The organism is Labilibaculum euxinicum (genome assembly GCF_963678175.1).
Lineage (GTDB): Bacteria > Bacteroidota > Bacteroidia > Bacteroidales > Marinifilaceae > Labilibaculum > Labilibaculum euxinus.
Map to the genome: position 1 here is coordinate 1,455,688 of NZ_OY782756.1, position 15,491 is coordinate 1,471,178.

Here is a 15,491-nt window from a genome sequence, read left to right on the forward strand (position 1 = left end):
TTTAATTTTACTTAAACTTACTTTTTTATAATAATCATGTAACAAAAACCATCTTTTATCAGTTTAAACAGATACTTTGCGGAACTTTTTTAGCCCCACAAGGAAATGATAAATTGATTTACTGAATTGTGTTGTTTAAATCTGTTTAAACTATCCATTTGGCTGATTTTGTGAGTTGTTTTGATTGATTAATTTATGTTGCTTTTTCAATGTAGAGTGTCTTTCATTGCAAATTAATTTCGTTTTAACTTTGAATCTTAATGACATGAAGAATGGTAAAATTTCTACCCTATTAATGAAAGTATTTAAGTTAGTCTTTGTTGGTTTATTGTTTATTTTTCCATTCAGTGGAATGGCTCAGTATGACTATGAGCATTATGTGCCGCCGTTTTATTGTTCTGCTCAGGTGGGAAAACAAGAACTTTTCTTGTCAACCAATTCAGAAAAAGACCTTAAGGTTTTTATTGAAGATGGACAAGGTAATACAGTAGCAGGTCCGTTTACAATTAATCGTAATCAAAGCAAAACTTATGTTTTTAAAACTCCGGGAGGAGATACGTATAGTTCGCATAATTCGAGTACTTATCCTGATGGGTGTAGTTATTCGTATGGAATTATAGGTCCAAAGGAATTAAACAAACCTTTAAATGGGCAGGGGTTAAGAATTTACTCGTATGATGGTCCTTTCTTTGCAAATATAAGGCATGGCTTTAGTAATGGTGGGGAATATGGAGCATTAACGCATGGAGGTTCTCTTTCGGCAAAAGGAGCTTATGCCAAAGGGAAAGATTTTTATTCCGGGCATTTGTATAGCCACACAATTAATTATTCAGATCCTTCGTATAGTGGAGGTTATCCTATTCGAAGCCACTTTATTTCAGTGATGGCTGTTGAAGATGGGCAGACAACCGTTAATTTTTCTGGAATTAAATGTAAGTACATTACAAAATACGATGGTGCAAATGTAGTTTTAGAATCAATAGATCCTTCTGATGTTATAACAGGAACACTAAGCAAAGGGCAGAGTTATGTTATTGGGGTAAATTTGCATGCTAATCAATTTAAGAACGAATCGATACAAGTTCGCAATGGAATGAACGGGACTCATATTACATCAACTCAAAAAATTGTTGTGAATTGTGGTTCATGGACAGCAGGGGCGAAGCCATCTCAGGATATTGGTTTCGACCAGATTGTTCCGGTGGATCAGGTGCGAGACACATACATAGTAATGAAAGGAGAAGGAAAGGCTGAGCCAGATCCTACTGCTTATTATGCTGGACAGGAAAGAACTATTGTTGTGGCAACCCAGCCAAATACTGAAGTAATGGTAAATGGAAACAATAAAGGTACACTGGCTAATGCTGGTGATTTTATCATTTTGGATGACATTGTTAATCCTAAAGCACTACCAACACTTTACATTGATACAAAAGGTAAAGATGTATATGTTTACCAAACCATGTGTGGTACAAATCAAGACTGGACAAATATTGGGCTTAATTTTATTCCTCCTCTTACAGGATTGGGAATTAAGGAGGTTGTGATTCCTCAAGCTAATTACATTACTACCGGTGCCGGAGGTCTTATAAATCCAACGGTTACGGTTTTGTCGCAAAAAAATGTAGATGTACAACGTAATGGAACATCTTTAAGCAATCCTCAGGATGTGCCTGGAACAACCGAATGGGTATATTATAAAGTACCTAATATAAGCGGTGATTGTCGTTTTACAGGGAGTAAAGCTATAAATGTTGCCTGGACAGCGAGTTCAAATACTCTTGGTGCTGCAGGATATTATTCTGGCTTTACAAAGGCAGTATCTCCAATTCATCCTGTGTTAAATATAGATAAAGAAATAAGTCTGGTTTGTGAAAGTTATGATGAGAATATAAGTGTTGCTCTTGTAGAACCATTCCCTGACTTTTATGAATGGTATGTAAATGATTTTACAGGGGATCCAATTATTGAAAATGGACCGCTGGTTGTGCCAGCTCCGGATGTAGAAACGATCTATTCTGTTTTGGGATATTACCGAGATCCAAGTTTGGATATTTTATTTAATGGTGATTTTTCAGATGGTTTTAATGGGTTTGAGTCTGATTACGATATAGTTACCAGTAATCTTGTTGACCCTGGGAATTTCGCACTGGCATCCACCCCTGTAGCAGAAAATCCTGTTTTAGCTGACTTTGGAGCAATGGACGGAGGAAGAATGTTCTTAGGATATTCTGATAGGCAAGGAGAGGTGGTTTATCAGGTGAATGAATTGCCTGTAGAAGAAAATTTCAGTTATATTTTTAAGTTGCACGGGCGTTTGGCAAAAGAGAATTCGACTTATAATCAGTCGCTTAAAGTGCTTGTTAACGATGAGACAATTATTGAAGATTTTAAAATAGATAAATCTACAGAGTGGCAATCAGTTTCAGCTCTTTGGAAACCGGGAACAGCAAGGAAGGCAACAATTAAGATACTTAATCATAATCTTGATACTCAGGATGCTTTTTTTGCTTTGGATAGTATATCATTCGTTCAGGCAGTTCAGGATACTGCAAAATTCATCGCGAAGGTTGTTCCAAATTTTAGTTATGGAAGTGATGGCGATATTGTTCATTTTTGTAAAGATGTACAGAATTCATTGGATGTTTCAAATGGAGATGTTAGCTGGTACGATTATTCATGGTCGAAAGACAGTGTTGATTTAGTTGATGGTGATGTATATAGTGGAGTTAAGTTCCCTGAATTAGTTTTTGCTAATCCTCAGAAATCACAAGAGGGGGAGTATATATGTACTATTGGATTTAAACCGGAATATCAGGACTGTGGAACCTCAGGAGCTACAGTGGATGTTACATTAAATGTATTAGTTGATGAGGAAGCAACAGTAAGTATTGATACAGACAAAACTAATTTTTGTTCGGGATCAAGTACGATATTAAATGCGTTGGTAACTGGAGATGCTGGTGATGTAAAATGGTATGTTGATGGAGGAACTTCTCCTGTATCATTGGAAAATCCGTATACATTTAATTACCCAACCGGAACCTATACAGTTCGTTGCGAGGTTGAGAATGGTTGTGGGGTTGCAGCAGATCAGGTTGTTATTAATGTGTTATCAACACCAGTATTAAATAGTATAACTTCAAATGATGATTTGTGTGTGGGGCAAGATATTGTTTTAACTGCTCTGGCAACAGGTGATGGTGTTTTAACTTATGATTGGAAAAGAGGATCTCAAACTCTATCAGAAACAGGAAATGTATTGAATTATACAGCTTCAATGTTAGATAGAGATGTTACATTTAAAGTTAAAGTAACCAGTGTTTATACAATTGCCGGAGAAACAGTCGAGTGTCCAAATAGTTTGGGGATGGCTGTATTTGATTTGGATATTTATCCATTGGTAGAGTTTGATAAACTACTGCAGGATGCAACGGTCTGTGAAGGGAATAATCATTCATTTAGTGTGGATATGAAATATCCAGGTGATTTTTATACCTATAGTTGGAACAAAGACGGGGTTGATTTATTGAATAATTTATCTTCTCTTAATTTATCAAGTGTTAAGAATGCTGATGCAGGAAATTATAGAGTAGATGTTACAAATCGATGTAATTCTGGATTTTCGGCCGCAGATTTAATTGTAACCCCTAAAATTAAAGTAAATGGTTTTAGTTTGGATAAAACAGGGCCATTTTGTAGTGCAGCAAATGTAACTGCATCCTTCAATGTTGATAATAATGGAGCTGTATATATCTATCAGGTAAAAGAGCCCGATGGAACAATTAAAACCATAACTAATCCATATACCTTTACGGTTGATGCAAGCCATCAGGGAATCTGGGAATTTTTTGCTAGTAGTTCTTGTGATGCTCCGGTTTCTTTTAAGCGTACATTAAATATGTTTTCTGATTTTGGTACTCTTTCAGTTGCTGATGTTGGAACTTGTATTGGTGAGAATGTAACCTTTGAAGCTAAAGTATCTACAATACCTACCGCCACTGTTCTTCATTATGTTTGGACGGACAATTTAGGAAATCCAATTGGAACAGATTCTGATAAATTGGAATTGTCGAATGTTCAGGATGCTGACTTTGGAAACTACAAAGTTGTTGTTACCGATCAGTGTGGAAATACGAAAACAGCAACTGCCAATTTAACGAAAGAAGCTGTTACTTCTCCGGCATCAGGAACATCGACTGTTTGTGTCGGCGATAATTTTTCAACGACAATAACTTATTTAGGATCTCCTATTTTCGAATGGAGATTTGGGGATAAGGATTCAGGCCCAATAGTTGGAACAACAGAAACTTTGAGTTTAACAAATGTTAGTTTGGCGGATGCGGGAGTTTATTATTGTAATGTTACTTTGAGCTGTGGAGATGCGGTTATTCAAAGAGAATTGAAAGTTAATACACATGTTTCCCTTGTTGATCCTTCTGATAAAATAATTAATATTTGTGAGGGTGAAAAACCATTGCTTAGTTTACTTACTACTGAGATTAATGGTAATCCTGCTGATTATTCAATTGTTTGGAAAAACTTTGCCGGTACGAATATAGGAACAGGAACTTCTATTCAATTGGATGCTCATAATATTGTTGGCTCATTTATATATACCGCAACTGTTGTTGGAAAGTGTGAAACTCCGATAAAGACTTATCGTGTAGTTGTACATGCTAAGCCAGTAATAAGTACTTTAGACAATACTCTGGCAGAGTGTTCAGGATTAGTTACTTTAGAGATTTCGGCATCAGGAGAACATAAAGGGATTGTGTGGTGGAAAGATGGAGCTGTAATCACTGATGGTAATGCTGATCCTGCTGATTTTGTTATTAATCCAGCCACAAGTCCTTCGGATGATGGTGATTACATTGCAAAAGTGGAGTCCGATTATTGTGGTGATGCGCAGGTTTCAATCAATCTTGATATTAGAAATACAATTGTGGTATCGAATCAATCACCTACCAATACAGTAGTTTGTGAAAATGTTGCCACCAATTTATTTGTAACGGCTACAGGTGACAATATCGTGTACAAATGGTATAAATCATCGGATCCAGCCACTACCTTATCTGATAAATCTAATTTAGATTTAGGAAATATTTTATTCACACAGGCAGGACAATATAAATGTGAATTAAGTAATGATTTAAATTGTGGAAATCAGACGCTCACATTTGATGTTCAGGTTAATAAACATGCTACGGTAACAAATCCGTTAAGTGTAACAATGTGTGAAACGGATGCAAATCCTGTATTTTCTGTTGTTGGAACTGGAGAAGCGCCAGTAACTTATCAGTGGTATGATAAAAATAATGCTGCAGTAGCTGGAGCAACCAGTAATTCATTAACAGTAACTACACCAGTAAACGGACAAAGTTATTATTGTGTCGTTTCGGGTAGTACTTGTAATGCTGCTGCTTCAGCAAAAGCAACACTTACTATAATAAAGAATGTATCTGTTACTGATCCTTCTGATTTAACAATTTCAGATGGTGCAAATGCTAGTTTCAGCGTTGTGGCTTCGGGTGAACCATCTTATACCTACAAGTGGTATGAGAATTCGGGGTCTGGATGGAATCTCCTTACAAACGGAGGAAAATATTCAGGTGTTAACTCGGCCAAATTGCAAATAACCGGTGCTGATAAAGCAACTTTTAATGGAAACCAATATCGATGTGAGGTTATTAGTTCTGGAGCGGTTTGTGCTTCATCAGCAACCAGCAATCCTGCAACACTAACGGTTACAGAGGTTACAAAGATTGCTGTTCAACCAACAAACACAACTGTTTGTTTTAATACCAATGCCAGCATTAGTGTTGAAGGTGCAACAGCAGGATTAACTTACACCTGGTACTACAAAAAAGGAGCAGGTGCATACGAAACAGCATATGGAAAAGATGGAATAACGATATCCAAAGTTGGACAGGTATCGACATTAACAATTCCTGCGGATGATTTGGATATCAACAATTGGAAGTTTAAGTGTTTGGTTAGCGATGGCGTTAGTACCGATCAATATTCAAATGAGGTAATTGTAACTGTTTTAGAAGATATTGCTGTTGCAACAGCTGATGCAACTTATAATCCTTGCGTTGGTCAGCCACTTTCTTTGTCGGTTAGTGCTACAGGTGATGCAATTAATTACAAATGGTATAAAGTAGGAGCCGAGTCAACAATATTATCGACAAGTGCTTCCTATAATATGGGGACCATTTCATCAGCTAAGGCAGGGACTTATATATGTGAAATTTATAATGACTTAGGTTGTTCTTTAATAACGAGAAGTTTTGTTGTAAATGTAAAAGCACTTCCAACAGTTACAAATCCTGCTGATGTTACTATGTGTGCGAATGATGTGGATCCTACTTTTACAGTAACAGGAACTGCAGAAGGAACTGTAAATTACGAATGGTATGATAAAAATGATATTCTTGTTGTTGGAGCAACAAGTAATGTTCTAACAGTAACTAGTCCTGTTAACGGACAGAGTTATTATGCCGTTGTATCAGGTGATTATTGCTCAACTGCAAAATCGAATAGTGCAAGTCTAACTGTTTTATCAGAGGTTAGCACAACTAATCCGGTTAGTGTTACTGTTGCAGATGGTGGTAATGCAAGTTTCAAGGTGGTAGCATCAGGAGAACCTACTTATTCTTACCAATGGCAAGAGGATGCAGGTTCTGGATTCGCTAATTTATCTGATGGTGATGAATATTTAGGAACTACATCTTCCCAATTAAAACTGACAGGAGTTTTAATGGCAAATGGATTTGATGGAAACATATACAGATGTATTGTAACCAGTTCCTCTTGTTCAGGAGTTGCTACCAGTTTAGGAGCAGTTTTGACATTGAGTAATGTGATTAAAATAAAAGATCAACCAATTGATCAAAAGGTTTGTGAAACCCAATCAGCTAGTTTTTCTGTTGAAGGGACTGCTGCAGTTGACAATTTTGCATGGCAATATGATGATGGTTTAGGCGCTGGGTATGTCAATGCAGATGGAGTTCTTGGAATGTTTGTAACAAATATTGGACAGATTTATACATTAACAGTTCCAAACGCAAATACAAGCATGAATACATGGAGATTCAAATGTGTATTGAGTGTTGGTATAGCAAGTGATGATACTAATGAGGTGCAGTTGGAAGTTTATGAAACAATAAATGTTACTACCCCTCTTGTTAATAATCTTCAAGAATGTGAAGGAGAATCTCTGGTTCTGTCTGCAGTGACAAGTTCTGGTAGTAATATTCAGTACAAGTGGTACGAAAGTACAACTCCAGGAACTGTTCTGTCAACAAGTGCAAGTTACGATTTGGGTAATGTTTCATTAGCTAATGAGAAAACATATAAATGTGATGTTTATAATGATCTTGCTTGTGGAGATGTTACTATTGATTATATAATAGATATAAAGGAAAAGGTAACAGTTAGCGATCCTACTGATAAAATAATGTGTGCTAATGATGCTGATCCAGTGTATAGTGTAACAGGTGAAGGTGAAATGCCGATTACTTATCAGTGGTACAATTCTTCCGGAGCAATTAGTGGGGCAACAAGTAATAGTTATACTGAGACTTCTCCAGTAAATGGGGATTCTTATTATTGTGTGGTTACTAATTCATGTAATTCTGTAACATCTGCAGTTGCAACCTTAACAGTTTACGAAGAAGTTTCGATTGTTGATGATCCTTTGAACAGTACAATTCCTGATGGTGGAAATGCAACATTTACAGTAAAAGCTGCAGGGGAACCTGATTACATTTATCAATGGCAAGAAGATACTGGTTCAGGATGGAGTAATCTTTCGAATGGAGGGAAATATGCCGGAGTTACAAGTGCAACTCTTAGTATTACCGGAGCAGATCAGACAACTTTTAATGGAAATCAATACCGTTGTGTTGTTGGAAATACAAAATGTTCTGCAAATGCAACAAGTAATCTGGCAACATTAACAATTACTTCTGTTGTTAAAATATCCGGACAACCACAGAATATGGAAGCCTGTTTGGGTGGAGCTGTAGATTTTGAAATTACAGGAAAATCTTCTGGATTGATTTACAATTGGGAGTACAGTACAAATGGTACTACATTCAATACAGTAACCGGATTTCCTGAATTATCAGTTTCTCCAATTGCGAACGGTTCCAAATTGGAAATAGCTGCAACAACTCTTGCAATGAATAATTGGACTTTCCGATGTATTGTTCGAGATGGTGTGAGTGCTGATGAAACATCTGGTGTTGCTTCGTTAAATGTTGTTGAACCGGTTAATTTTGATCCTATTGCTGATGAAAATTTATGTTTTGGCGTTGAGAAACAAATCAGTTTGGCTAATCTTTCGGGAACAGAGCCAATCTCATTTTCCTGGATGAAAGGTGCTGCTGAAGTTTCAACCACATCAACAGTAAGTATTGCGGCTTCAGATAATGGAAATTATCAGGTAACTGCTGGTAATGGCGGTGTTTGTCCTGATAAAACAAATAATTTTGTAGTTGATCATTATGACGAACTTGAAATTGCAGCTTGGGGTAATTCTACTCAGGTTTGTATTGGAGATACCGAAGTGTTATCTGTTGGTATTACAACAATAGATGCAGCTAAGACTGCAAGCTATAGTTGGTATAAGGATAATGTGCTGATAGGTACAGATCCAAGCTTCAGCTTGACTGCGACAGATAAAGCGCAGACGGGTCAGTACAAAGTTGGAGTTTCAGACGGATGTACTACTAAAACAGTTCCTGGTTATGTAAGTGTTTATGAACCAATTTCAGCAGGTAATACATGGAATGCAGAAACAACCTTGTGTATTGGTGCAGAATTAAAATTGGAGACTAAAGTTACTGGTGATGTTACAACATATGTGTGGACGAAGGATGGTGCAGGCTTTGCAGCAAATGCAACCTATTTAAAATCTGCTGTTGATGCAACAGATGCTGGTACTTATGTTTGTACTGTTTCTGGAAATTGTGGTGGCCCTATCGTTTACACAATTAAAGTGAATATATTGGCAATACCTGAAATTACAACAGGTATAGATGCAATCGCTGAAGTTTGCGAGGGAAATCCTTTAGTTCTGGGACCAATTGTGGTAAGCGGAACTTATAATGATCCCGTTTGGACACTAAATGATAATTCATTAGTGACTACTACAGTTGATTATTTGGATTTAGGAACGGCAGAATTATCAGAAGCTGGAAATTATTTAGTTACAGTCAGCAATATGTGTGGTTCGGATGCTTCTTTGGGCAATCAGGTAATTAATCCAATTCTAACTCTTGATCCAATTGCACCGCAAACTGTTTGTGCAGGAAACGACGTTGTGTTTAGAGCAAATGCAACAGGAACAAGTTTGAATTACCAGTGGTTGGTTGACGGCGTGGATCAATCAGTGAATTCTTCGGAATTGGTTATTGATGCTGTGGATGTTATAACCTCCGATTTGAATGCATCTGAAACATATAATGTTGAATGTAAGATTACCAGCACAACAGGTTGTGGTGACGATTCTCAATCAACAACGTTAACTGTTAAACCAAACACATTACTTCATACAACACTTAAAAATGTTCCTAAATATGTAGGTGAAAGCTATACAATGACAGTAGACGTAACTGGTATTGATTTAGTTTTTGAGTGGACTCATGAATTAACCGATGGAACGAAAGTACCTTTGACAGAAACAGGGCCTTCTGTAACTCTTACTAATATTACGATGGCTGATGCCGGTTATTATACTTGTAAAATTATTGGAGCTTGTGGTCAAAGATTGGCGTCAGGTAAATTAACTGTAAAGGAACCTGTCACTATTGTTTCCGGGTTGAATACTTTAGAGGAAAAGTGTGTTGGAGATCCTTTAAGTTTGTCAATATCTGCAACAGGTCAAATCTCATCAGTTAAGTGGTTTAAAAATGATATTCTGATTCCTTCTGAAACAAGTCTGAATTTATACTTTGCAGCTCTTGGTTTGGCAGATGCTGCAGTTTATAAATGTGAGATTGAAGGCGAAGGAATTTCTGTAATAACTGAGACAACAACAGTACGGGTTTATTCTCAAACAGTTTTAAATACTTCCTTAAGTGATACGACTCTTTGCGAAGGAAGTGTTTTGGATTGGGTTCCTGATATTGATGGAACATCGAGCATGACATTTGAGTGGACAATGGATGGAGTTAACGTATCTGATCAGAAAATACTTCATTACGATGCTCTTGCTTTAAGTAACGAAGGCAATTACGAAATTCAGGTTACGAGTATGTGTGGTGATGTTTCTTCCAATGCGAATTTGGAAGTTATTCAGTTGCCGGTATATGTCTCTTCAACAGTTGGAAAAGATGTTTGTGAAAATGAGCCATTGGTCGAATTTACAGTTGAATATACCGGAGAACAGCTAAAATATCAGTGGAGGAAAGATGGTATTGATCTTCCCGGAAAAACAAGTGAAACCTTAAGCCTTACAAATATTCAGCTTTCGGATGCCGGAGACTACAATTGCAGAGTATATTCTACTTGTGGAGAAGAATTTAGTCCGGTTGCGGCATTGAATGTAACACCGCAATTGCAGGTTCTGTCAGATCAGGTTGATATGAAAGTTTGTACTGGTGAAGATGTATTGTTTACAGCAGATGCGGTAGGGAATAATGTAAATTACCAGTGGAAAGTTGATGGAGTTGATGTGGTTGATGTTCCAGGAGTTATTAGCGGAGCAAATACATCATCATTATCGATTGTTTCGGCTCAGGTTTCCCATAGTGGTTATTATACTTGCATTTTATCTGATGATTGTACAGATTACCGATCAACGAAACCAACAGAATTAGTTGTTCATGCTCTTCCAAATACTGCGATTTATGGTCGAATGGTACTTTGTGCTAAAGAGGATCGTGTAACTTATGTGCTCAATCAGGTAAATGCTGATGTTTACAGTTGGAATGTTAACGGTGGTATATTTGCCGGCCCCGAAGAAGGAGCCAAAACAAGAGTTACATGGGAGGAACTTTCTCCGGGCAGTCTTTCAGTTTCGATTATGGATTGGGCAACAGGTTGTCAATCTCGAGTTGATTCTGCAGTTGTATTAAATGCACTTCCAAACGTGAACTTAACAAGCTTAGGCTCTAAAGGAGTTTGTGAAAAAGAATTTGTGTTAACCGGAGGTTTCCCTGAAGGTGGAATTTACTGGATTAATGGAATCTCGCAAACAGAATTTAATCCTTCGGAACGTGGTGCCGGAACCTATGCAGTACACTATTCTTATACTGATGGATACGGATGTTCGAATGTGACACCAGTTGCTAATTTAACGGTAGATGTTTTACCTGTAGTTGATATTACAGATGATATTACTGTAGGTAGTTGTATTCCGACACCGCTTAGTGCTAAAACAGACGAAGATAATATCCAGTGGTTTAAAATACAGGATAACAATAGGCTTTTACCGGATAATTTAGATAATCCGAATTCGATGAATCCTACATTTACACCTGGAAAATCACAGGTATTATTGGCAATGGTTAAGGACGAGCATGGTTGTGAAGGAATTGATTTATTAAACCTTTCAGTAGCTCCTCTTCCTGTTGTAACAACTATTAATGATACAACAGTTAGTCAATGTAATCAGTTGGTTTTGCAAACTGATATCGTTGGAGATCAAGATGTAATTAGTTGGACAAATCCAGATCATTTGGATCATTCGGATATAAGAAGTCCTAGAATTATTGATGCTCCTGAGGGAACTCATACTTATGCTATTAGTGTAACCGATTTATATGGTTGCGATGCAGAAGGGGAAGTAACTGTTACCATGCTTGCTGATCCAACTTTACCTGAGGATAAATTTGGTTGTGAAGGTGATAAATATGAGATTGACATTACAGGGATGGAAAATCCTGTTTGGAATGATGATGATAGTTCACCGGTAAGAACGATTGACAAGCCAGGAGAATATAAATTGGAAGTTTCCAACGATTATGGTTGTGGTGATGAGCAATTGTTCGTGATTAATCCAAAACCAAACTTAGGATTGAAAGATACTTTGATTTTTGAAGGACAAACAGTGACCTTTGGTCCAAATCTTCCTTCGGATTACGCACCTTACTTTTTTGAATGGCAGGATGGTAGTATTTTCCAAAGATTTGAAGTGTCAGAGACTGGAACCTATAAGCTTAAGGTTGAAGATAATTTAGGTTGTGTGGCTATTGATTCTGCCTATGTTGAAGTGAAACCTGTTGGAATAGAGTCGTCAAATGCATTTCTACCTTTAGCCGATGATGGAACGAATGATAGATTCTTTGTTGGCGATAATGAGAATATGGGAGGAAATGCCGATGAAAGATTCTCAATTATTGAAGAGTTTGAGATGTATGTTTACGATCGTTGGGGTGAATTGCTGTATAAGACTAACGAGCAAGGGTATAAAGGCGGATGGAATGGACAATACAAAGGGAAACTTTGTCCGGCCGGAGCATATGTCTGGGTTGTATTTGTAAATGGGGAACTCACCAATAAAGGAACCTTTATGTTGATAAGATAATTTGAAGAAAGTTTTATTTTACGTGTGTTTGAGTTTCTGTTAGCAGAAACTCAAACTGCGTGAAATAACATTCATTACTAATGACGATTTAAGGAATTGGAAATTTGTTTTTGTAATGGGTAAATAAAATAATGCCGGAATCTATTAACAAAATAATTTTCGGTGCGTATAGTTTGAATTAACCACTAAATGAAAATTCTCCTTCGGGGAGAACTTTAATTATAAAATTTATGAAAAAGGCACTATTCGCTTTTTGTATATTGATTGCAGGAATTGTTACTACGGGTAAAGCTCAGGATATTCGGTTTTCTCAATTTTATGCCAATAAACTCTATTTAAATCCAGCTCTCGCTGGTTCTACTAATTACTCCAATGTTAGCCTAAATTACAGGAATCAATGGCCAAATTTGGATTTACCCTACGTAACCTATAGTGTTTCATTTGATAATTTTTATGAAGCTGTAAACGGGGGAATTGGAATCATGGTTATTCAGGATGATCAGGGGGACGGAGCACTTAAAACGACAAATTTTGCAGGAATGTATTCATTTTACCTGCGGATTAATGATGATTTAATTGTGAGACCAGCCATTCAAGCGTCTTTTCTGCAAAAAAGAGTAGATTGGACAAATTTAGTGTTCCCCGATCAGGTGTCACCAATTCATGGTAAAATATTTGAGCATAACAATAATAATGATCCTGCGAACAGGAAAAAAGATGGATGGGATTTCTCGTTGGGAGCAATTGCCTACTATAAGGATTTTTATTTTGGTATTGCTGCTCATCACCTGGCAAAGCCGGATCTTAGTTTTGATGATGAACATGAAGATAAATTGGAAACCAAATATACCTTTCATGCGGGAGCTGAATTTGTATTAGGTGGAAGAAGCCGTAGTTATGTTGATAAATGGATTTTGGCTCCGGCACTGTTATTTCAAAAACAAGGTGATTTTTCTCAGATGAATTACGGTTTATATGCCAGTAAGAGTTCAATGGTTTTTGGATTGTGGTTTAATCAGAATTTTGAGCTGAATTACGATTCATTTATAGCTATGGTTGGTTTTGTTACCGAAAGGTTTAAAGTCGCTTATAGTTACGACTACGCAATTACAAAATTGATTCATACCAATACGGGGGCACACGAGGTTTCGTTCTCATTTCCCTTGGCATTTGATACCAGTAAAAGGAAAAGAAAGATTAAAGCCGTTCGTTCTCCGGTATTTTAACAGCATTGTAAGACAAATAGAAAATAAATAAAACTCATAAAGAAAGGGCTGTCGTTATCGACAGCCCTTTTTATATTTGATTCAAATTTAATTATTTAATTCTTTCAATAAATTTGACTCTAATCTTTTTCAGTAATTCAAGGTCAAGATTTTCAGCATAAATGCGGATCATGTCTACAGCTTTAAAATTGTCGTAAATAAAGCCTAAAGAGGCATCAAAATGAAACATCTCCATATTGTATTTCACTTGCTGTGTTAAGTGCTCAAATTGCTTCCAGCTTAGCTTCTGTGGAATGGTAAAATAGCCATGGTTTGGTTCAATGTGATCAGAGAAATATCCATTACCAAGTTCATCCAATGCAAAAAATTTATCCAATTGAATCATTGCTTTGGAGTTGTGCGGTATTGTTGCATTCGATTTTAAATTAATACCTTCTTCTATGTAGCACGATTGCAAATCTTTTATTTGATCATACTTGGTTAATCTTCTGATTCTAATTGCATGATAAACATCGTTATAAATTGTAATGGTACCCATCGCGGCATGAAAATCTACTTCAAAATACGACATGATTTTTTGAGTAACCCGCGTAAATTCTTCTAAATCACATTTTTTGTCAGTTACCAAATAAATGTAATGAGGCTTAATGTCTTTTTGAATTCCTTCATAATATTCATAGTAGCCGGGAAAAGGGTTGGTAGCTTCTAAAACAATTGTACCAGGCAATATTTTGCTGTCAATAACTTCAAGGGTTTCCTCTTTAAGCAGGCTTCCGAATTTAACTACAAAGTTCTTATCAGTCATAGGAGAAGGATTTTCAGGTTTTTATTGAGATTGTCTTATTTAAACTTAGTAAAAATTGCGAGTAAAAACAAGGCCTTAAAAGCTTTTAAATAAGGTAATTTTTCTTTAATGATCTCTTGTGAAAACAGGATTGTTTTCATTTGAAAGCATTGGGTTGTACATGTATCCATCCAAATCAAAAGCTTTTAATTCTTCGGGATCAGTAATTTTATTCTGAATAATGAATCGAGTCATTAATCCTCTTGCTTTTTTGGCAAAGAAGCTAATCATTTTGTATTCTCCATTTTTTAAATCCTTAAATACAGGAGTGATAATTTCAGCTTTTATTTTCTTTTTATTAATTGATTTAAAATATTCGTTGGATGCTAAATTGATTAAATGTTTGTGATCGTTTTCTTTTAAGCTTTGATTAATTGATTTCGTAATCGTATCTCCCCAAAATTGGTATAAATTTTCTCCTCTGCCTGTTTTTATTTTTTTGCCCATTTCAAGACGATAGGCCTGAATCAAATCCATTGGTTTGAGAACACCATACAAACCGGAAAGAATTCGAAGATCTGTTTGAGATCTGTGAAAATCTTCTTCCGAGAAAGTGAAAGCATCAATGCCCGTATAAACATCGCCTTTAAAGGCCAATAAAGCTTGTTTTGAATTCTCCGTAGTAAAGGGAGTATTCCACTCGTGAAATCGTTGAAAATTTAATTGTGCAAGCTTCGGACTTATTCCCATCAGATCCGCAATGTTGTCGACTTTAAGTTTTCGAAGCTCTTTGATTAAAAGATTGGATTCTTTTAAAAATGAAGCATCAGAATGTATGTTTGAGAGTGCCGGACTTTCGAAATCCAGTGTTTTGGCGGGCGATATTACAATTAGCATAGTGTACTTTTTTAATGTTGAATTTAAAATTACTTATAATTGACTG

At 36.4% G+C, this 15,491-nt stretch carries 4 protein-coding genes; 2 read left to right on the forward strand and 2 right to left on the reverse strand.

The window, feature by feature from the left end; translation table 11 throughout:
* Positions 1-295 precede the first annotated feature (295 nt).
* Both ACY0M5_RS06260 and ACY0M5_RS06265 read left to right on the forward strand, forming a co-directional pair.
* Positions 296-12,538: an Ig-like domain-containing protein gene (locus ACY0M5_RS06260; RefSeq protein WP_461631156.1), complete on the forward strand. Its 12,243-nt coding sequence runs from the start codon at positions 296-298 to the stop codon at positions 12,536-12,538.
* Between the two features lie 230 nt (positions 12,539-12,768).
* On the forward strand, positions 12,769-13,764 hold the full coding sequence (locus ACY0M5_RS06265; RefSeq protein ID WP_461631157.1) for a PorP/SprF family type IX secretion system membrane protein: 996 nt from the start codon (positions 12,769-12,771) through the stop codon (positions 13,762-13,764).
* Between the two features lie 91 nt (positions 13,765-13,855).
* On the opposite strand, the gene ACY0M5_RS06270 is transcribed toward ACY0M5_RS06265, so the two are convergent.
* Both ACY0M5_RS06270 and yaaA read right to left on the reverse strand, forming a co-directional pair.
* The gene (locus tag ACY0M5_RS06270; protein ID WP_124993171.1) at positions 13,856-14,569 is read right to left on the reverse strand and encodes a hypothetical protein; all 714 of its coding nucleotides are present in this window, start codon (positions 14,567-14,569) and stop codon (positions 13,856-13,858) included.
* Between the two features lie 105 nt (positions 14,570-14,674).
* Complete coding sequence (yaaA, locus tag ACY0M5_RS06275; protein ID WP_461631158.1) at positions 14,675-15,445, reverse strand: peroxide stress protein YaaA; 771 nt, start codon at positions 15,443-15,445, stop codon at positions 14,675-14,677.
* Between the last annotated feature and the right edge of the window lie 46 nt (positions 15,446-15,491).

Excerpts from the sequence above, each read along its gene's own strand:
- ACY0M5_RS06260 (WP_461631156.1), top strand. The coding sequence starts at position 296 with ATGAAAGTATTTAAGTTAGTCTTTGTTGGTTTATTGTTTATTTTTCCA.
- ACY0M5_RS06265 (WP_461631157.1), top strand. The coding sequence starts at position 12,769 with ATGAAAAAGGCACTATTCGCTTTTTGTATATTGATTGCAGGAATTGTT.
- ACY0M5_RS06270 (WP_124993171.1), bottom strand. The coding sequence starts at position 14,569 with ATGACTGATAAGAACTTTGTAGTTAAATTCGGAAGCCTGCTTAAAGAG.
- yaaA (WP_461631158.1), bottom strand. The coding sequence starts at position 15,445 with ATGCTAATTGTAATATCGCCCGCCAAAACACTGGATTTCGAAAGTCCG.